This is a genomic window from Paucibacter sp. Y2R2-4 (assembly GCF_025717535.1).
Classification (GTDB): Bacteria; Pseudomonadota; Gammaproteobacteria; order Burkholderiales; family Burkholderiaceae_C; genus Paucibacter_A.
In genome coordinates this window covers 640,351-659,877 of record NZ_JAJIRO010000003.1, presented here as the reverse complement: position 1 = coordinate 659,877, position 19,527 = coordinate 640,351, and the positions used below count along the sequence as shown (strand labels likewise).

The window sequence follows — 19,527 nt, the reverse complement described above, 5'->3', positions numbered from 1 at the left end:
CACCGGCCTTGCCTATCCCTCCTTATGGGGGGATGGTCTTCAGCAGTGGCTCAGGCCACGCTCACACGACCCGGCTGACTGCTTTCACGCAGTACATCGTCCAGCAAATTCAGGTAATAACCCAGCGGCGGCGTGCGCTTGCCGGGATGCTTGGCCAGATCGTCCCAGCGCCTCAATTGCAAGGCCCGGCTGGCCTGCGCTTGCGACATGAAAATCAAGCGTTCCTCAGCGTTCATGCGCCCGCCCTGCAGACTGAGGGAATGCTTGGAGGCCAGCGACAGGCCATCGGCGTAGCTGGCGTCAGTTGAGACCAGATAACGCTTGGCCTGCACATGCAGTCGAATCGGCTCCAACACGGCCGGGCCAAAGCCGCCCGCGCCGAGCAGGGTCAAGGCGCGCTCTTCGTGATGGTCGTCGTTGAGCCCCTCGTCCGGCCCGCCATCCAGCAACTGGCCCAGGTCATGCAAGAGTGCTGCGGCGACCAAGGCGTTGTCGGCATGCGCCCACTCGGCCAGCTGCGCGCATTGCAGCGCATGCTCCAGCGCACTGACGCTTTCGCGCCGGGCCAAGGCCTGACCGGTATAGAGGGAGGAGCCACGGCGCTCGAACAAGGCTTCGACTTTGCACACTACATCCATCACACAACCCTCACAGACCAAGACCGTCATCTTGCCGCTTGCGCGATGACCAGACGGTGACAAGGCGGTGATCTTGGTGTGAAGATGAACAGTGCCGGCCATGAGCATTCAAATTCAATGAACTGTGCCGTCAACAAGCCTGCATCACCCGCCGACCTAAGAAGCGCACACTGCCAGGCATCGACGCAGGGCCTCGCCCTGCTTCCGACCCAAGAAAGCCACCAATGCAAAACCGCTCACATTCCTCGCGAGACCCAGGCCGCTACAGCGTCATGGCCATTGCCCTGCATTGGCTGCTGGCCCTGGCCATCGTTGGCGCCTTCGGGGTGGGCATCTATATGGTGGACTTGCCCTTCTCACCTTCGCGACTGAAGCTCTACAACTGGCACAAATGGGCCGGCGTCAGCATCCTGGCCCTGTCAGGCTTTCGCCTGCTGTGGCGCCTCACTCACAAGCAGCCAGCCGATCTGCCCATGCCCGCCTGGCAGGCTCGCGCCGCGCATCTGACCCATCTGCTGATGTACCTGCTGTTTTTTGCCTTGCCGCTGGCCGGTTGGGCCTACAGCTCGGCGGCCGGTTTCCCCATCGTCTGGTTTGGCGTCTTGCCGCTGCCGGATTTCGTCCCCGTGGACAAGGCCCTGGCGGAAACGCTGAAGCTGAGCCACAAATTGCTGGCCTATGGCTTGGCGGGTCTGGTGCTGATGCACATCGCCGCCGCGCTGAAACACCAAGTGGTGGACCGCGACGGCCTGCTGGCCCGCATGTCTCCCCTGCCTAAGAGAGGATAAAACGAATGAAGAACTCACCGATGACCGCATGGCATCAAGCCCTGAAAGGGAGCGCTCTGGCCCTGGCGATGGTCGGCTCGCTGCTTGGGGCTGACGCAGCCCTGGCGCAAAGCAAACCCGCGCTCAAGCCGGCAGCGAGCAGTGCCTCCAGCAGTTTGGCCAGCAGCAGCGCCCAGTTGCAAGCGGCCCAGAGTGAACTGAGTTTCACCAGCCGCCAGATGGGCGTGCCGGTGGACGGCCGCTTCAAGCGCTTCGACGCCAAGCTCAGCTTCGACCCTAAAAAGCCCGAAGCCGCCCTGGTGGCCTTCAGCATCGATCTGGCCAGCGTGGCACTGGGCGCGCCCGAGTTGGAGGCTGAGCTGGCCAAAGCCGCCTGGTTCGACAGCAAGAAGCTGCCCCAAGCCAGCTTCACCAGCAGCGCGGTCAAGGCCACGGGCCCGGCCAAGTTCGAAGTCAGCGGCAAGCTCAGCATCAAGGGACAAACCCGCGACATCGTGGTGCCCATCAGCCTGAGCCAAGCCGGCGGCCTCACCACCGCCAGCGGCAGCTTTGTATTGAAGCGCCTGGAATTCAAGATCGGTGACGGCGAGTGGGCCGACACCTCAATGGTGGCCAATGAAGTCCAAGTGAAGTTCAAGCTGGCTTTCACCGGCATCGCCGCCCTTTAATCCACACCCTTTTTTCCAACCCTGAGAGCTCACATCATGATGAAGAAAACTTTGATCCTGGCCGCCCTGGGCCTCGCTGCCAGCCTGGCGCAAGCCGAATCCGCCACCTACGCGATCGACCCGACCCACACCTTTGTGACCTACGAGATCAGCCACTTCGGCACCTCGACCAACCGTGGCCGCTTCGACAAGAAAGAAGGCTCGGTGAAGTTTGACCGCGCCGCCAAGACCGGCCGCGTCGAGATCAGCTTCCCGCTGGCCTCGGTCAGCACCGGCGTGGCACCGATGGACAAGCATTTGCAAGGCGAAGACTTCTTCCTGACCGAGAAGTTCCCGACCGCCACTTTTGTGGGCGACAAATTCGTCTTCAACGGCGACAAAGTCAGCGAAGTGCAGGGCCTGCTGACGCTGCGCGGCAAGACCAACCCGGTCACCCTGAAGGCCAATGCCTTCAACTGCTATGACAACCCGATGTTCAAGCGCGAAGTCTGCGGCGGCGACTTTGAAGCCACCATCGACCGCACTCAATGGGGCATCGACTATGGTCTGGCCTGGGGCTTCCCGAAGAACGTCAAGCTGGTGATTCAGGTCGAAGCGGTCAAGCAATAAGCAAGCCCAGCAACACCCCGGCCGGAGCCCAGCTCCGGCCCTTGGCCTCGCTCTGCCGAAGCCTCCACCCACCCGCCTGCGTAAGAGGCCGGTGGGTTTTCACTTTCTGAGGGTACGGACTGTCGCGTTTCACTGCATTTCGCCCCTCGGACTTGACGCTGTATCGCCTGCGCATCACAAGGCCCCGCCTGCATGCGTACAGTGCGAAGCATGGAACAAGGTCCCTCTTCTGTGAACGCTGCCCCCCGAGCCAAGCCCAGCATCACGCCCTATCAACGGTGGGTGACCTTCAGCGCGGCCGTGATGCGCGCTTTTCATGTCTATGCCGGCTGGCTGGTCAGCATCAGCTGGAAGCGTTTCATCGTCCTGGCCATTGCGCTGATGATCGGAGTGAATATCCTGGTGGACCTGCCGCCTTTCACCTGGCGCATGACCTCCAGCATCACCACCGATGAGGAGCCCGAGCCTGCGGCAGAGCCTGAGCCACCCGCCAAGCCGGTACCGATTAGCCCCAGCAAGACCAAAGCCAAGACGAAGCCGGAAGGCTCGGTGCATTACGAGGTCAGCATCGACGAGCGCGGCGTGCGGGTGATCCCGCGCAAGGCCAAGGCTGCCAGTTCAGCGCCCAGTTCCGCCGCCTCCGGCAGCGCCGATGCCAGCGAGGCTCATGGTGACGACGTCGACCCCGATTTGCCGTCCATCACCATCGGTCTGCCCAAGAACGCCGACGCCGGTGACATCAAGAACGCCATTGAAGAAGCCCGCCGCGACGTGCAACAAGCCTTGGAAGAAGCCAACAGCGCCAGCCAGCAAGCCGCCGCAGAAGCCCGAGAAGCCGCCGCGGCGGTCGCCCGCGATGCCGCACGCATGTCGGCACGCAAGCCCCGCCAACACACCACGGTGGTGCACTTTGGCGACTTCCTGATCAAGATGGCGGTCTTCTGGATTTTGGGTTCGGCCCTGATCAAGGTGACCTACAAAGGCCGGCTGCAGGCCGAGGTGAAAGCCGCCCAGGCGACCGAGACCGCCGAGGCCGAGTCGCTCAAGCGCCAGGTGGTCGAGGCCCGCATGGCCGCCATGCAGGCCCAGGTGGAGCCACACTTCCTCTTCAATACCCTGGCCTCGATCGACCATTTGATCGAAACCGACCCGCCGCGCGCCTCGCAGATGCAGAAGAACCTGATCTCGCTGCTGCGCGCCTCCATGCCCACCATGCGCGAGGCGAATGCCAGCGGCGTGAGGGACCTGGGCCGCGAGCTGGCGGTCATCAAGCCCTATCTTGAGATCCTCAAGATGCGCATGGAAGAACGTTTGCAGACCGAGATCGACGTGCCCGAGGGCCTGCTGTCGGCCGAGTTCCCGCCCATGATGATTCAAAGCCTGGTGGAAAACGCCATCAAGCATGGCCTGGAGCCCAAGGCCGAAGGCGGCAGCCTGCGCGTCAAGGCCGAGGTGACGCACGGCAAGCTGGCCGTCACCGTGGCCGACACCGGTCTGGGCTTCGGCCGCGCCGCCACCAGCGGCACCGGCGTGGGCCTGGCCAATATCCGCGAACGACTGATGCTGCTCTACGGCCCCAAGGCCAGCGTCACCGTCAGCGAAAACCTTCCCTGCGGCACCAAGGTGTGCATCACCGTGCCCTACCGCAGTCGCAGCAACGATGAAACAGGAGCTCAGGCATGAAGAACGCATTCAAATGGCTGCTGATCGGCGGCGCCCTGCTGGCCATGTTGGCGATGTGGAGTGGCTTTGCCCTCTGGCACGGTTTGCATGAGTTTGTGATGCAGCCGGACGTGAGCTTCAGCATCAATGGCGAAGACATCGACATCGAAGGCCTGCGCGAATGGGGCTCGGCGCCCTGGTACGAGGTGATGTTCGGCATGATGATGGCCGGCCTAGCACTCTGCCTGGTCTTGCCCCTGGTGCTGGTGTTCAGCATTGGTCTGCCGATCTTGTTGACGGTGCTGATCCTGGGCGGCGTCGCTTTCGGCCTCTTGAGCTTGGGCGGCTTGCTGTTCTCGCCCTTCATCCTCTTGGCCCTGCTGCTGTGGCTGGTGTTCAGAAACAAGCGACGCCCCAGCCAAACCACGGCCGCTTCGCGCGGTTGAGGTTGAATTGCGCGGCTGAATTGCCGGCCCGAAACCGCTAGCATTGCCCCCCATGAGCGAAACCCAATCCAACTCCAAAAGCGTGCGTGCCGTTCTGGCCGATGACGAACGTTTGATGCGCGAGCAATTGCGCAGCCGCCTGACCGAGGTCTGGCCCGATCTGGAGATCGTGGCCGAAGCCAAGAATGGGCTGGAAGCCGTGGAACTGGTGCGTCAGCATCGGCCCGATCTGGTGTTTCTGGACATCCGCATGCCCGGCCTGACCGGCGTGGACGCAGCCCGCCAGATCGCCCAACTGCCGGAAGACGACGACTGGCTGGCGCCCGAGATCGTCTTCATCACCGCCTATGACCAATATGCGGTGGAAGCCTTCGAGCAAGGCGTGGCCGACTATGTGCTCAAACCCGCGGAGCGCGATCGCCTGCAGGTGACGGTGCAGCGCATCAAGAAGCGGCTGGCGCAGCGCGTGGACGGTGAGCAAAGCAGCGACGGCTCGGCGAGCGCGGACGCTTCCGACGGCCCAGCCGGCGCGCCACTGCAACAGCTGCTGCACAAGCTCTCGGCCCAGATGAACCCGGGCGCAGCGCCCAAGTATCTGCAGTGGATTCAAGCCACGGTCGGCCAGGCGATTCAGATGATTCCGGTGGAAGACGTTTTGTTCTTCATCAGCGACGAGAAGTACACCCGCGTACAAACCGCCCGCGTCGAAGCGCTGATCCGCAAGCCGATCAAGGAACTGGTGGACGAGTTAGACCCGACCCTGTTCTGGCAGATCCATCGCTCGACCTTGGTGAACGCCCGCGCCATCGACGGCATCACCCGCGACTTCCGCGGCCGCCAGATGGTGGGCGTGAAAGGCCTGAGCGAAAAGCTGGAAGTCAGCCGCAGCTACACGCATTTGTTCAAGGGCATGTAAACGCCCCCAGGCCGGCGGCCGCTGCGCCGCTCGGCCGGCCCTGCTTCTAGGGCTTTGACAGCTCTTGCTGCGCGGGAGCAGCTATGGCCTGGTTCAATTCCGCCACGATGTGATCCAGGCTGCTCTCACCATAGCCTTTGAAGACCCGCTGGACTCTGCCGTCACGCCCAATGATGACCAGGTGCGGAATGCCCTTCACCCCATAAGCCTCCGCGCCGATCTTGCCGGGGTCCCAGGCCAGTTGCATGCTGAGCCCCTTCATGGCGCGCACCACCTTTTTGTAGACATCGCGCGGCTCGGTGTTGACGGCAATCACCTGCACCTGCTCTGCGCCTGTCTTTTGAATGCCCTCCAGAATCGGCAGCTCTTTCAAGCAGTGCGGACACCAGGTGGCCCAAAAAGACAGCACCACCACCTTGCCGGCATAAGGAGCTAGCGACACGGTCTCGCCCTCCAGCGTCTTGCCCACCACCTCGGGAGCCATATCGCCCACGCGAGGACTTGCCCAGGCCACGCTTGTGGCCATCAACAAAAAGCACAGCCCGAGCAGTTCGTGCCTCAGCCCCGAGCGCAAGATTCGCATCAGCGTCAACATCGTGATCCCTCCCCGGATTCGGCGGCATTTTGGCTCAGACTTGCTGGCTCGCGCCCCCGCAAATCCACCTGACTCAGAAAGCTGCGGACTGGCCCTGCAGTTCAGCCCTGCCTTCGTGCAGCGCATCGCAAGGCGCGGGCGTGCACAAAGGTCTTTGGAGACACTGCGGGCAGCTTCAAAATTTATCTTGGCTCGCGCAGGAAACTCCAAATGCTCAAACTCACCGGACTCACCCACGTCTATCCCAACGGCACCAAGGCGCTGGACGATGTTCAGCTCGACATTCCCAAAGGCATGTTCGGCTTGCTGGGTCCGAATGGCGCCGGCAAGTCTTCGCTGATGCGCTGCATCGCCACCTTGCAGACTCCGACCGCCGGCAGCATCCGTTTTGGCGATATCGATGTGATCCAGCAGCCGGAAGCCTTGCGCCAGACCCTGGGCTATTTGCCGCAAGACTTTGGCGTCTATCCGCGCGTCTCGGCCTACGACTTGCTCGACCACCTCGCAGTGCTCAAAGGCATTGCCAACAAGGGTGAGCGCAAAGAGACGGTGGAGACGCTTTTGGCCCAGGTCAATCTCTGGGGCGTGCGCAAGAAGGCCGTGGCCGGCTATTCGGGCGGCATGCGTCAGCGCTTCGGCGTAGCCCAAGCGCTGATCGGAAGCCCCAGCCTGATCATTGTGGATGAGCCCACCGCCGGCCTCGACCCCGAAGAGCGCAATCGCTTCAACAATCTCTTGGCCGCCATCGGCGAGAACGTGGTGGTGATTCTGTCCACCCATATCGTGGAAGACGTGGCCGATCTGTGCCCGCGCATGGCCATCATCAACGAGGGCCGCATCGTGCAAAGCGGTGCACCGCTGGCCTTGATGCGTGAGCTGAACGGCCGCGTCTGGCGCCGCACCGTCGACAACGACACCCTGCCGCGCTACCAGATGGAGCTGAACGTGATCTCGAACCGCCTGCGCGGTGGGCAGACCGTCATCCATGTCTTGGCCGATGCCGCGCCCGACGCCGGCTTTGAGGCCGTGACCGGCGATTTGGAGGACCTCTACTTCGCGACGCTCAGCCGCTCGCGCAAGAGCCAAGCGGCCGCGGCCGCCAACGCAGCCTGAAGAGCCGACCATGCTGACCCAAATCGCCGCCTTCGAGGCGCGTTACCAGTTTCGCTCACCGCTGTTCGTGATGAGCTTTCTGATCTTCTTCTTGCTCACCTTCGGGGCGGTCACGGTTGAAGACATCCAGATCGGCTCAAACGGCAACACCCATGTGAACTCGCCCTACATGATTCTGCAGACCATGGGTCTGATGAGCATGATGGCCATCTTCATCGTCACCGCCTTTGTCGCCAATGTGGTGATACGCGACGACGAAACCGGCTTCGCGCCGATCTTGCGCACCACCCGCATCGGCAAGCTGGACTATCTGCTGGGCCGCTTCAGCGGCGCCATGCTGGTGGCTTTGACGGTGCTGAGTGCGGTTCCTCTGGCCATGCTGATTGGCTCCTTCATGCCCTGGGTGGACAGCGAGAAGATCGGCCCCTTGGTGATCGGCCACTATGTCTGGGCCTTGCTGGTGTTCGGTCTTCCGACGCTCTTGGTCATTGGCGCGGGCTTCTTCGCCCTGGCCACCGTGACCCGGTCCATGGTGTGGAGCTATATCGGTGCCGTGGCCTTTTTGGTCCTCTATGGCAGCTCGCGGGCGCTGTTGAAGGACCCGTCGCTGGACATGGTGTCCGGCCTGGCCGACCCCTTTGCTGTGGGCACCTTGATGCGGGTGACCAAGTACTGGACCACCGCCGAACGCAACACCCTATTGCCGGATTTGAGCGGCATTCTGCTCTACAACCGCTTGATCTGGTTGGGCGTGGCGGCGGCGCTGTTTGCGCTCAGCGTGGCCTTGTTCCGCTTTGAAGTGAAGGCCAAATCGCCAAAGTCGCACAAGAAGCTAGGCAAGGAAACGCCGGCGAAAGCCGACCCGGCGCCCACGCCTCAAGCGCTGGCTCTGCCCAGCCGCAGCGCGGGCGCGGCCTGGGCGCAGTTCAAGGCCTTGGTGCGTTTCGACATGGCCTATGTCTTCAAGAGCCCGGCCTTTCTGGTGCTGCTGATTCTGGGGGTGTTGAATGCCCTGGTGGCCTTGCTGCTCACGGTGCATGAGCGCGGCGTGGACTTGCTGCCGGTCACTCGCACCGTCGTCGGCGCCTTGGACGGCAGCTTTTCCATCATCCCCGTCATCATCGCGGTGTTCTACGCCGGCGAGTTGGTCTGGCGCGACCGCGAGCGCCGCATGCACGAAATCATCGACGCCAGCGCGGCGCCGAACTGGGCCTTCATGCTGCCCAAGGTGTTGGCCCTCAGCGGCGTGCTGCTGGCCTGTTATGCGGTCGCCAGCTTGACCGGTGTGCTCTTCCAACTGGCCCATGGCTTCACCGACTTGATGCCGCAGGGCTACTTGCTTTGGTTTGTTTTGCCCAATTTGATCGGCGTGGTGCTGCTTGCCGCGCTGGCCATTTTTGTGCAGGCCCTGGTGCCCAACAAGGCCGCCGGCTGGGGCGTGATGCTGGTCTTCATGGTGCTGAGCATGGCGCTCAGCGGCGCCGGCTTTGAGAACAAGCTCTACAACTACGCCGCCACGCCCGAGGTGCCACTGTCCGATATGAACGGCATGGAGCGCTTCTGGATTGGTCGCGCTTGGTTCCAGTTTTATTGGCTGGCCTTTGCCGCCATTTTGTTGCTGGGCGCGCATCTCTTGTGGCGCCGCGGCAGCGAAACCCGGCTGGCGCCGCGCTTTGCGCGCCTCAAGCATCGCCTGGCCGGCACGTCCGGCCTGCTACTCGGCATTGCCACGCTGGCCTGGGTCGGCAGCGGCGCCTTCATCTTCTACAACACCAATGTCTTGAACGTCTACGAGACCGGCGACGACGTAGAAAAGCTGCGCGCCGACTACGAGAAAACGCTCTGGGCCTTTGCTGAGTTGCCACAGCCCACCATCAAGCATGTGCAGATGAGGGTGGAGCTTTTCCCGCGCGAGACCCGCGCCGAAATCAGCGGCAGCTATTTGATCGAGAACCGCAGCGGCGTGCCGCTCAGCCGCATCGACTTGCAATGGGACAACGATTTGCAACTGCTGCAGTTCGAGATGCCCGGCGCTCGGCTGGAGAAAAGCTACGACCGCCTGGCCCACCATGTCTACACCTTGAGCACCCCCATGCAGCCCGGCGAAACCCGCCAGGTCAAATTCCGCACCCGACTGGCACAGCGCGGCTTTGTCAACAGCCGGCCGCTGACCCGCATCGTCGAAAATGGAACCTTCTTGGCCAACTACATGATCACGCCGGAGTTCGGCGTTAGCCATCGCGTCTTGTTGCAAGAGCGCGCCAAGCGCCGCAAATACGGCCTGCCGCCCGAAATGCGCCCGGCCAAGCTGGAGGACAACAGCGCCAATGGTCACAGCTATGCCCGCCGCGACAGCGACTGGGTCACCGCCGATCTGACGCTGGTGACCGACGCCGACCAAACCCCAGTCGCACCCGGCCACACGGTCAGCGACGAGGTGGCCAATGGCCGCCGCAGCTTGGTGACGCGCAGCGACACGCCGATCAATAACTTCTTCTCGATGCAGTCCGCCCGCTTCCAGGTCAAGAACGACCACTGGGTGAGCAAAGACGGCCAACGGGTGCAGTTGCAGGTCTACCACCACCCACAGCATGATCACAATGTGCAGCGCATGTTGGATGCGATGAAGGTCTCGCTGGACGTCTTCAGCACGGCCTTCACGCCCTACCAGTTCGAGCATCTGCGCATTCAGGAGTTCCCGGCCTATGAGCGCTTTGCTCAGGCTTTTGCCGGCACCGTGCCCTTCTCTGAAGCCATTGGTTTTCAGCAAAAGTTCGACGAGGCCGAGGCCGATGAAAAGATCGACCAAGTCACCTTCGTCACCGCCCATGAGGTGGCGCATCAATGGTGGGCGCATCAGCTGATCGGCGCGAACAAGCAAGGCATGACCCTGCTGAGCGAAACCTTCGCCCAGTACTCGGCGCTGCTGGTGATGGAGCGGCTCTATGGCAAGGAGCAGATCCGCAAGTTCCTGAAGTTTGAGCTGGATCGTTACCTCAGCAGCCGCAGCGCTGAGTTGGTGGAGGAGTTGCCGCTGGCCCGCGTGGAGAACCAGCCCTATGTGCATTACCGCAAGGGCGCGGTCGTGATGTATGGGTTGAAAGAAATGGTTGGCGAAGAGGCCGTCAACCGCGCGCTGCGCAAGCTGCTGGCCGAATTCGCTTTCAAAGCGGCACCCTACCCCGACAGCCGCGACTTCTTGCGCCTTTTGCGTGCCGAAGTCGGCCCCGCGCATGAGCAGCTGATCAAAGACTCCTTTGAGAACATCACGCTTTACGACCTGAAGGCCAGCGAGGCCACGGTCAAGCGGCGTCTCGACGGCAAGTACCTGGTGAGCCTGCAGGTCGAGGCCAAAAAGCTCTATGCCGATGGCCATGGCGTCGAACGCGAAAGCCCGCTGAACCAAGAGCGCTTTGACATCGGCGTCTTCAGCGCCGAGCCCGGCAAAAAGGGTTTCAAGCGCGAAGCGGTGCTGGCGATGGAGCGGCTCCCGCTGCAGTCCGGCAAGCAAACGGTGGAGGTGCTGGTGGACCGCGAACCGCTCTGGGTGGGCGTGGACCCCTACCATCTGCGCATTGACCGCAACTCGGACGACAACCTGGTCAAGGTGACGCGCCAACCCTGAGGCAAGCGCGCTTGTACTCGTTGGTCGCTGGTCACTGGCCTGCGCTTGCAGGCCAGTTCCCGCAGGTTTTCCGCAGACTGGGCTGAGCCGTACTCCCAGCCGAACATTCGACCCCGAGCACGAACATGGACCGGAGCGCCCCCCGGCGTCTCCACCGCCCAAGCCTTCGGCAGCCTTGCGCAGCGCTACACCGACAAGTACTTTGAGCTCTTCGTGTACCAGGCTCAGCTCAATCGCTTCCTGAGTGTGCTGAGCCTGGACTGAGGTTCAGGAGGGTCGCAGGACGCCGTATCGCGGCCTGGTCGCTGGGCACGGTTGTGCGCGAAGGGCCAAGCGCGCAGCCCTTGTTGATCATGATCCGCTTGTTGCAGACATTCGCTGGCAGACCGCCGTCCATCAAGTTCAGAGTCCCAGGTCACTCAAGCTTGGATGGTCAAGCGGACGCGGCCCCTGAGGCCAAAGAAACAGTCGCTCATGCGCCTGGATCGGCTGGTCGTTGATGCTGGCGTGGCGCACGGCCATATAGCCGCCGGCATCGAACTCCCAGTTCTCGTTGCCATAGGAGCGAAACCAGTGGCCGGCCTCGTCACGCCACTCATAGGCGAAGCGCACGGCAATGCGGTCGCCCCCGTGCGCCCACAGTTCCTTGATGAGGCGGTAGTCCAGCTCACGCGCCCATTTGCGCACCAGCAGTTCTTGAATCTGCGCGCGGCCGCGCGGGAACTCGCTGCGGTTGCGCCAGCGGCTGTCGGGCGTGTAGGCCAGGGCCACACGCTGCGGATCACGCGTGTTCCAGGCATCCTCGGCCATGCGGACTTTTTGCACCGCGGTTTCGAAGGTAAACGGCGGCAGAGGTGGGCGCGGGACTTCGGTAGTGATGCTCATGATCGCAGCGTGTGGGCGTGAAGGATTGAAAGGACGGCCAGGCCGTCCGTGGGATGCTCAGGCGGCAGCCTTGGCAGTGACGACGGGGAAGTCGATATCGGTCTGGGCGACGTTGTTGACGTAGTTGGTCAGCACATTGAGGGCCACGTTCAGGACAATCTCCAGCACCGCGGCTTCGTCGAAATCGGCAGCGCGGAGCGCCGCCAGATCGGCGTCGCTTACACGGCCACGCGACTCAGCCACGCGGCGAGCAAACTGCAAGGCAGCCGCGGTGCGCGCATCGTCGGAGTGCGCCTCGCGGGCGGCTTCGACTTCGCTCGCGCTGATCTTGGCCACGTTGGCCGCCAGGTAGCTGTGCGCCGAGAGGCAGTAGTCGCAGCCATTGAATTCGGCCACGGTCAGGGCAATGCGCTCGCGCAGCTGCACGCTCAGCTTGCCTTTGCCCAGGGCGCCGCTCAAAGACAAATAGCCTTCCAGCGCGGCCGGGCTGTGGCCCACCAGCTTCATCAGATTGGGCACCACGCCCAGTTGCTTGTGGACGGCAGCCAGCAGGGGCTTGGAAGCTTCGAGGGATTGGTCGACGGTCGGGATGCTGATGCGGGACATGTTCAAACTCCTTTGAATGGTGGGTGGTTCGCGCTCGGTATCCGCTGCTTGTTCAGCGAATGACTGAACTGTCGTTGAATCGTCCGATGATTAGAATCACCAGAAATCCCAATTCACCGTTACGCAAGGAGAAACAGTTGGATCGACTGCATCTGATCAATGTCTTTGTGGCGGTGGTTGATGCCAGCGGCTTTGCTGGCGCGGCGCGCAAGCTCGGCATCTCGCCGCCGGCGGTCACGCGGGCCATCAGTGAACTGGAGGCGCACCTGGGCGCACGCCTGCTGACCCGCACCACGCGGGTCGTGCGAGTGACCGAGGCGGGTGCACGTTATGTGGAAGACTGCCGACGCATCCTGGCCGAACTGGCGGAAGCCGACGAGTCGGTCAGTGGCTTGCATGGGGCTCCGCGTGGGCGTCTGACCGTGACCGCGCCGGTGCTGTTCGGGGCGTTGCATGTCACCCCGGTCGTGACGGAGTTTTTGCAGCGCTACCCCGAGGTCAGCGCGTCGTGCTGGTTCCTGGACCGGGTCGTGAACCTGACAGATGAAGGGGTGGACGTTGCGGTGCGCATCGGGGAGTTACCCGACTCCTCATTGCAGGCCATACGGGTCGGCAGCGTGCGTCGCGTCATCTGCGCCGCGCCGAGCTATCTGGCCCAGCAGGGCGAGCCCCAAGCGCCCGAGGACCTGCTCGCCCACACCCTGATCTCGGCCAATGCCGTGACGCCAGCGCCCGAGTGGCGCTTCAAGGTAGCGGGTGAAATTCGGACGATCAAGGTGGCGCCGCGCATGATGACCACCACCAATGACTCTGCGATTGCGGCCGCGGTGGGTGGCTTCGGGCTGACCCGTCTGATGTCCTACCAGGTCGACGCTCTGGTGAGTCAGGGCCAGTTGCAGCGGGTGCTCGAAGCCTTCGAGCCTGCACCGCTGCCGGTGCATCTGGTGCACCGTGAAGGCCGCCACGCTTCTCACAAAGCGCGCGCCTTCATCGACCTGTCCATCGAGCGACTGCGCGAACGGCTGGCGCTTCCCGGCTGAGCAGCGGCCGGCACGCGCCAAACGCAGTACTGCGGCAGCCTGAGCCGGGCGGCCACGGGATTGAACTTGGAACCAGCTCGTCTCACCCTCCATGGCTGGCCAAAAAGCCGTCGCTTTCGCGGATGAACCCGGGCCAGCCCTTGCTGAACCTAGCTCCTCATTCCCACGGCAAAAGCCATCGATCAGACCGAGACGGCAAAAGATTTTTTCAAGAAGCGTAAGGATTTCACGCCCCACTCCGACCCAGATGGGCACGCAAGACGGATTTGTTGCCGAGCGTGTCGAGCCCAACCCATTTCATGGCTTCAAGCAAGCCTCGATCACCCATCTGGAGAGACCTATGCACCATTCCTTCAAGTCCGGTCTGCACAAGACCATCGCCACTACCGCGGCCCTGCTCGCCACCGCGGGCGTCACCAGTTTCACCAGCGTTGCCCAAGCGGCCATCGTTGACCTGACGATCACGGTCCACAACCTCGCACCCAGCAATGGCGTGGTGGTCGCGCCGCTGAGCGTCGGTTTGGGTCAGGGCGTGTTTGATGGTTTCGACCTCGGCTCGGCGGCCAATGCCTCCATCGTCAGGGCCGCAGAACTGGGCAATGGCGGACTCTGGCGCGATGCATTCACGGCGGCGGACACGGGCGCCGTCGTTGGCGTGGTGGGCGCGGCGCCCTTGGCGGCGGGCTTGTCGGCCACACAGACCTTTCGCGTCGACACCTCGCTGAACAACTACTTCAGCTTTATCGCCATGGTGGTGCCCAGCAATGATTTCTTCATCGGCAATGATGGCGCCAAGACCTACCAGCTGTTTGATGCCGGCGGCAATTTGCAGATCAACAGCATTGGCCAGAAAGCGCGCGACATCTGGGACGCCGGCTCTGAAGAGTTCAATATCGCCAATGCGGCTTTCATCGTGGGCTCCAATGCGCTGGCTCGCGATGAGCAAAACTCGGTCGTGGCGCGCAACTTTGCAGAGTTCGCGGCCTACAACGGCCAAAGCACCGCCTATGGCTACACCTTCAACAGCGGCCTGGCGGCCGGCACCGATGTCTACCGCATCGATTTCTCGGCCCAGCCGGTGCCCGAACCCGAAAGCTATGCCTTGATGTTGGCCGGACTCGCCGCCATGGCGACCGTCGTGCGCCGTCGCAGCCGAACGGCCTAAGGCTGCAATCAACACAGCAAGGCACCGTCAGCCCCGCTTGCTATGCTGGGTCGATGAACAACAGCCCGTCACTTTCAGCAGGCTCGGCTGCCCCCGCGCCCTGCATCCTCAACCTCGCTCTGCAGGGTGGCGGTTCGCACGGCGCCTTCACCTGGGGCGTGCTGGACGCCTTGTTGGAGGACGGGCATTTGCAGCTGGAGGGCATCAGCGGCACCAGCGCGGGGGCAATGAATGCCGTCGCGCTGGCCCATGGTTTTGCCCAGGCCGCGGGCGGCGACCACCAGGTGGACCCGCTAGAGCGGGCGCGCGAGTCGCTGGCCGCCTTCTGGGACGGCGTGATCCAGCTTGGCGCTCTCAGCGAGGCGCAACGCGCGCCGTTTGCTTTGCTCTTCGGCCATTGCGGCAATCAGCAAAGCTCGCTGGCTGCGATCTGGATGCAGGCCATGAACAGCTTCTGGACGGCCACGGTTTCGCCCTACCAAAGCAATCCGCTGGACCTGAATCCGCTGCGCGACTTTGTCTGCCGCCACATCGACTTCGAGCGCCTGCAGAAAATCAGCGTTAGCAAATACAGCGCGCTAGTCCCCAAGGTGTTTGTCGTGGCCACCCGGGTGCGCAGCGGCAAGGCCGAGGTGTTCTCGGGCAAGCGACTGAGCCTGGATGCGGTGATGGCCTCGGCCTGTTTGCCCACGCTGTACAAAGCTGTGGAGATCGAGGGCGACCATTTCTGGGACGGCGGCTACTCCGGCAACCCAGCCATCCATCCGTTGATCTATGAATGCGCAGCGCGCGATGTGTTGCTGGTGCAGATCAACCCGATCCAGCGCGACAAACTGCCCACCACGCCCAGCGAGATCATGGACCGGCTCAATGAGGTGAGTTTCAACGCCGGACTGATCGCTGAGATGCGCGCCATCGACTTCGTCAAACACCTGCTGGCCGAAGGGCGCTTGGACCCGACGCATTACAAAGACGTGCTGATGCACCGCATCGACGGCGGCGAAGCGCTGGAGGCCTTTGCCGCCTCGAGCAAAAGCTCCACCAGCGCCAGCTTGATTCACGAGCTGAGGGATCTCGGCCGGGCTCAGGCTCAGGCCTGGCTGCGCCGCAACCGGCGTGCCTTGGGCCAGCACAGCACGGTCAATATCAAGCAAGACTATTTGGACGATTTGCGCTTGCCGGTGCAGCGGTCCTGAGCGAGCCTGGACCGCGCCCCGATCAGGGCGTTCCCATGGCCTCGCGCCAGCGCATGCTGGCATGGATACGGGTGCGGGCGCTGGGGTGGTCAAAGAAGACAAACTCTTCCAGCGGCGTGGGATCGGGCTTGCGATACTCCACCAGCTTGAGCATGGCCTCGGCCATGCCATGCGGTTCGCGCGCCAAGTTCAAGCCGTGGTAATCGGCCTCTTGCTCTTGCACCCGCACGATGGTGTTGAAGATCGGCGTGGCCAAGAACATAAAGACCGAAAACACCGCCACCAACAAAGGCAGGCTGGCCACATCGCCCATGCCGGCAGAGCCGCTCTGCAAGCCCCAGCCTGCGCCGCGGCGCTGCAGAAATCGGTTCATCGCCCATTGCGCAAACAAAAAGCCCGCCAACAAAAGCAGGGCCATTTCGACCAGCATCTTGCCCACATGGTTGAGCACGTAATGGCCCAGTTCATGGCCCATGACGGCGCGGATCTCAGGCTCGGTGCAGCGGCGCAGCAGGTTGTCGTTCAAACGCACCGCCGCCGTGCCAAAAAGGCCGCTGACATTGGCGCTGACTCGCGTGGTCTGGCGCGAAGCATCGAATTGGTAGACGTTGTCGGCCGGCACGCCATTGGCCTTGGCCATGGACAGCACCGAGCGCTTCACCGAGCCGTCTTCCACCGGCCTGTAGGTGTTGAACAAGGGCTCGATGAAGACCGGGCCGGCCATGATCAACAAGGCCATCAGCCCGGTGCCGGTGGCCGCGCCCCACAACCACCAACGATCGCCACTGCGTCGAATCACCGCATACAGCAGCGCCACCGCCAGACCGGTCAGCACCATGCTCACGGCCAATCCGATCAGCTGCTCTCCCGCCCAGGCGGCAAAGTTCTGTGTGGCCATGCCATAAGCGTGCTCGCGCACAAAGCCCTGATAGATGCTCAGCGGCAGCGTCAAAACCCCGGCCGCGAGGGCATAGGCGGCCCCAAAAAGTGCATCGCGCGCGAAAGCTTTTTTCCGGGTCACCCGTGCCGCCCAATCGCGCACCCGCGCCGAGCGCCGGCCCTGCAGCATCAAGCCGGCGATCAGCAGACCGAGTAGAAAGTTCCACAGCTGCAACCAGTAGCCACCTTCGAAATAGGCATTGGCGCGCGCCACCACCTCGGTAGGCAAGCGGTCCAGATAGGCCTGGGTGGCAGCCTCGGCCGAACGCGGCAGTGATTCTTGCCAGCCCGGCGCCACGGGTTTGATATGAAACTGCGGCTTGGCACTGGGCACCGAAGCAGCGACAGCGCTGCTCGCCTGAGGCCCTAGTGGCTCCGCTTGGGTCGACGTTTGGGCTTGTGCCCCGAGGGACATCGTGCCCCATACGAGCAGCAGCGCCAGCCGGATGCCAAGCCATTCATTCTTGATCTTCATATGCGGAGTCCCTCCCCTGGTTCGCGCCATGCCGGTCAGCTGCGCGAGCGGATTATGGGGGCGGGCTGCGCCGACAAAGCTCCGGTGTTTCACCAGCAGGGCTTGCCTTGTTGAGCCCTGCGACTGCAGGGCTCGGCGCCAAGCTCAGGGCGTCACGATGCCCAGCAACTCCACCTCGAAAACCAGCGGTGTGTTGGGAGGAATCTCGCCACCACCAGCGCCGCGCTCGCCATAGGCCAGGTTGGAGGGGCAATGCAGCAAGGCCTTGCCGCCGACCTGCATCAGCTGCACGCCTTCGGTCCAGCATTTGATGACGCGGGACAGCGGGAACTCCGCCGGCACGCCGCGCTTCAAGGAACTGTCGAACTCGCGGCCATCGAGAAAGCGGCCGACATAGTGCACCCGCACCTTGTCCGCGGCGCTCGGGTGCGCGCCTGTGCCCAGCTTCAGCGGCTCATAACGGATGCCCGAAGCGGTGGTCAGCGCTTGCGGCGCCGCTGAAGCCGCCGTCGCAGCCGCAGCCGCGCTGGCTGGTGCGCTCGCTGGCGCGGATGCTGGTGCGGATGCTGCGGAAGCAGCCGCGGCCGGCTTGGCGGCTGCCTTGGCCGTGCTCTTGGCTGCGGCGTTCGCCAAGCTCGGCTGCAGCAAAGCCATGCTGACGAGCAGCATGGCCGCGACCGAAGTCATTTGGGAAACAGAACACTTCTTCTCACTCATGGATATCTCGCTCAAGTCACAAAATAGGGCAAATCGCTCCGCACCATCATCGCAGCCCGCCTTGCAAGCGCGCGGCGGCCCTGCCTCAGTCCACCACCAAGCCGTCGGCCTTGAACATGGCCTTGATGCCGCGCACCGCTTGCCGGATGCGCGCCTCGTTTTCGATCAGGGCGAAGCGCACATGGCCGTCCCCCTGGTCGCCAAAGCCAATGCCGGGCGAGACGCAGACCTTGGCTCGCTCCAGCAGTTGGCGTGCGAATTCAAGCGAGCCCAACGGCTCATAGCGCGGCGGAATCTTGGCCCAGATGTACATGCTGGCCTTGGGGCAGTCGACCACCCAGCCCGCTTCGGTCAGACCTTTGTAAAGCACATCGCGGCGGCGTTGATAGCTGGCCGCAATGTCTTGCACACATTGCTGATCACCTTCCAGCGCGGCGATGGCGGCCACCTGCAGCGGCGTGAAGGTGCCGTAGTCGTGATAACTTTTGATGCGCGCCAGGGCCGCTACCAACTCGGGGTTGCCGACCATAAAGCCAACACGCCAGCCGGCCATGTTGTAGCTCTTGGACAGAGTGAAGAACTCCACGGCCACATCTTTGGCGCCGGGCACTTGCATGATGGAGGGCGCCTTCCAGCCATCGAAGACGATGTCGGCATAGGCCAGGTCGTGCACCACCAAGATGTCGTGCTTCTTGGCCAAGGCAATGACGCGCTCAAAGAACTCCAACTCGACGCATTGCGCCGTGGGGTTGGACGGGAAGCCAAACACCATCATCTTGGGCTTGGGGTAGCTGCCGCGAATGGTCTTCTCCAACTCGGCGAAGAAGTCCACGTCGGAGGCCACCGGAATGGCGCGAATGTCCGCCCCCGCGATCACCGCGCCATAGATGTGGATCGGGTAGCTGGGGTCGGGCACCAAGACCGTGTCGCCCCGGTCCAGCGTGGCCAGCATCAGGTGCGCCAGCCCTTCCTTGGAGCCGATGGTGACGATGGCTTCGGTATCCGGATTGATCTCGACCCCGTAGCGCTTTTGATACCAGTGCGAAATCGCGCGACGCAGCCGCGGAATGCCTTTGCTGGCCGAGTAGCCATGGGTGTCGGGGCGCTGCGCCACCTCGGTCAGCTTGGCCACGATATGCGGCGGCGTGGGTCCATCGGGGTTGCCCATGCTCATATCGATGATGTCTTCGCCCCGGCGGCGCGCCGCCAACTTGAGCTCGGCGGTGATGTTGAAGACGTAGGGCGGCAGGCGATCAATGCGCGCGAAGCGACGCTTGCCTGAGGAGGAGGCGGATGAAGACATTGCGGTTTTCCACGTAAGCGCCCGGAACCGTCCGAGCGACGTGGTCGATCTCGGTGGACCGACCGAGGGCCATGCTAACTCAGCCGCTGCACGCGCCGTCTTGCGGGTCTGAGAACAGCTACGATTCGGCGCGCCGACTTT

18 protein-coding genes are annotated in these 19,527 nt (G+C 63.0%); 11 read left to right on the top strand and 7 right to left on the bottom strand.

The annotated features are described in order from the left end of the window. Positions 1 to 50: 50 nt before the first annotated feature. Complete coding sequence (locus tag LNV06_RS14280) at positions 51 to 740, bottom strand: HD domain-containing protein (protein WP_263538957.1); 690 nt, start codon at positions 738 to 740, stop codon at positions 51 to 53. 122 nt (positions 741 to 862) lie between these two features. On the opposite strand from LNV06_RS14280, the gene LNV06_RS14275 reads away from it, so the two are divergent. The 6 genes from LNV06_RS14275 (at position 863) to LNV06_RS14250 (ending at position 5,727) form a co-directional block, all read left to right on the top strand. Next, on the top strand, positions 863 to 1,426 hold the full coding sequence (locus LNV06_RS14275) for a cytochrome b (RefSeq protein WP_263538956.1): 564 nt from the start codon (positions 863 to 865) through the stop codon (positions 1,424 to 1,426). 20 nt (positions 1,427 to 1,446) lie between these two features. Continuing rightward, complete coding sequence (locus LNV06_RS14270; RefSeq protein WP_263538955.1) at positions 1,447 to 2,094, top strand: YceI family protein; 648 nt, start codon at positions 1,447 to 1,449, stop codon at positions 2,092 to 2,094. A 39-nt stretch (positions 2,095 to 2,133) separates the two neighbouring features. After that, positions 2,134 to 2,703 (top strand): YceI family protein, encoded by a 570-nt coding sequence (locus tag LNV06_RS14265; protein ID WP_263539145.1) that lies wholly within the window; start codon positions 2,134 to 2,136, stop codon positions 2,701 to 2,703. Positions 2,704 to 2,934: 231 nt separating this feature from the next. Next, entirely contained in the window at positions 2,935 to 4,386 is a 1,452-nt protein-coding gene (locus tag LNV06_RS14260) for a sensor histidine kinase (RefSeq protein ID WP_263538954.1), read from the top strand. Next, positions 4,383 to 4,811 carry a hypothetical protein gene (locus LNV06_RS14255; RefSeq protein WP_263538953.1) on the top strand — a complete coding sequence of 143 codons (429 nt, stop codon included), beginning with the start codon at positions 4,383 to 4,385 and terminating at the stop codon, positions 4,809 to 4,811. Before LNV06_RS14260 ends, LNV06_RS14255 begins: the two co-directional genes overlap by 4 nt. Positions 4,812 to 4,863: 52 nt before the next feature. Continuing rightward, positions 4,864 to 5,727, top strand: coding sequence for a LytR/AlgR family response regulator transcription factor (locus LNV06_RS14250; protein ID WP_263538952.1), 864 nt, complete (start codon positions 4,864 to 4,866; stop codon positions 5,725 to 5,727). Positions 5,728 to 5,773: 46 nt separating this feature from the next. Here the strand turns inward: LNV06_RS14250 and LNV06_RS14245 are convergent, their stop codons facing one another. Beyond that, positions 5,774 to 6,322, bottom strand: coding sequence for a TlpA family protein disulfide reductase (locus tag LNV06_RS14245; RefSeq protein WP_263538951.1), 549 nt, complete (start codon positions 6,320 to 6,322; stop codon positions 5,774 to 5,776). Between the two features lie 210 nt (positions 6,323 to 6,532). Between LNV06_RS14245 and LNV06_RS14240 the strand changes: the two genes are divergently transcribed. Together LNV06_RS14240 and LNV06_RS14235 are read left to right on the top strand one after the other, a co-directional pair. After that, positions 6,533 to 7,435 (top strand): ABC transporter ATP-binding protein, encoded by a 903-nt coding sequence (locus LNV06_RS14240; RefSeq protein ID WP_263538950.1) that lies wholly within the window; start codon positions 6,533 to 6,535, stop codon positions 7,433 to 7,435. A 10-nt stretch (positions 7,436 to 7,445) separates the two neighbouring features. Beyond that, on the top strand, positions 7,446 to 11,060 hold the full coding sequence (locus LNV06_RS14235) for an ABC transporter permease/M1 family aminopeptidase (RefSeq protein WP_263538949.1): 3,615 nt from the start codon (positions 7,446 to 7,448) through the stop codon (positions 11,058 to 11,060). A 402-nt stretch (positions 11,061 to 11,462) separates the two neighbouring features. Here LNV06_RS14235 and LNV06_RS14230 read toward each other — a convergent pair whose 3' ends face one another. Continuing rightward, on the bottom strand, positions 11,463 to 11,945 hold the full coding sequence (locus tag LNV06_RS14230) for a nuclear transport factor 2 family protein (protein ID WP_263538948.1): 483 nt from the start codon (positions 11,943 to 11,945) through the stop codon (positions 11,463 to 11,465). Positions 11,946 to 12,002: 57 nt separating this feature from the next. Continuing rightward, a complete protein-coding gene (locus LNV06_RS14225) occupies positions 12,003 to 12,551 on the bottom strand; it encodes a carboxymuconolactone decarboxylase family protein (RefSeq protein ID WP_263538947.1) in 549 nt (182 codons plus the stop codon). Positions 12,552 to 12,688: 137 nt separating this feature from the next. Here LNV06_RS14225 and LNV06_RS14220 point away from each other — a divergent pair, with 137 nt between their 5' ends. The 3 genes from LNV06_RS14220 to LNV06_RS14210 all read left to right on the top strand — a co-directional run bounded on the left by LNV06_RS14220 (position 12,689) and on the right by LNV06_RS14210 (position 15,952). Continuing rightward, a complete protein-coding gene (locus tag LNV06_RS14220; protein WP_263538946.1) occupies positions 12,689 to 13,591 on the top strand; it encodes a LysR family transcriptional regulator in 903 nt (300 codons plus the stop codon). Between the two features lie 340 nt (positions 13,592 to 13,931). Then, positions 13,932 to 14,756, top strand: coding sequence for a spondin domain-containing protein (locus tag LNV06_RS14215; RefSeq protein WP_263538945.1), 825 nt, complete (start codon positions 13,932 to 13,934; stop codon positions 14,754 to 14,756). A 53-nt stretch (positions 14,757 to 14,809) separates the two neighbouring features. Further along, complete coding sequence (locus tag LNV06_RS14210; RefSeq protein ID WP_263538944.1) at positions 14,810 to 15,952, top strand: patatin-like phospholipase family protein; 1,143 nt, start codon at positions 14,810 to 14,812, stop codon at positions 15,950 to 15,952. 22 nt (positions 15,953 to 15,974) lie between these two features. On the opposite strand, the gene LNV06_RS14205 is transcribed toward LNV06_RS14210, so the two are convergent. From LNV06_RS14205 to alaC, 3 genes are all read right to left on the bottom strand, one after another. Then, positions 15,975 to 17,366 carry a M48 family metallopeptidase gene (locus LNV06_RS14205; RefSeq protein WP_263538943.1) on the bottom strand — a complete coding sequence of 464 codons (1,392 nt, stop codon included), beginning with the start codon at positions 17,364 to 17,366 and terminating at the stop codon, positions 15,975 to 15,977. A 144-nt stretch (positions 17,367 to 17,510) separates the two neighbouring features. Beyond that, entirely contained in the window at positions 17,511 to 17,999 is a 489-nt protein-coding gene (locus LNV06_RS14200; protein WP_263539144.1) for an FKBP-type peptidyl-prolyl cis-trans isomerase, read from the bottom strand. Between the two features lie 169 nt (positions 18,000 to 18,168). Next, positions 18,169 to 19,386: an alanine transaminase gene (alaC, locus tag LNV06_RS14195; RefSeq protein WP_263538942.1), complete on the bottom strand. Its 1,218-nt coding sequence runs from the start codon at positions 19,384 to 19,386 to the stop codon at positions 18,169 to 18,171. Positions 19,387 to 19,527 lie beyond the last annotated feature (141 nt).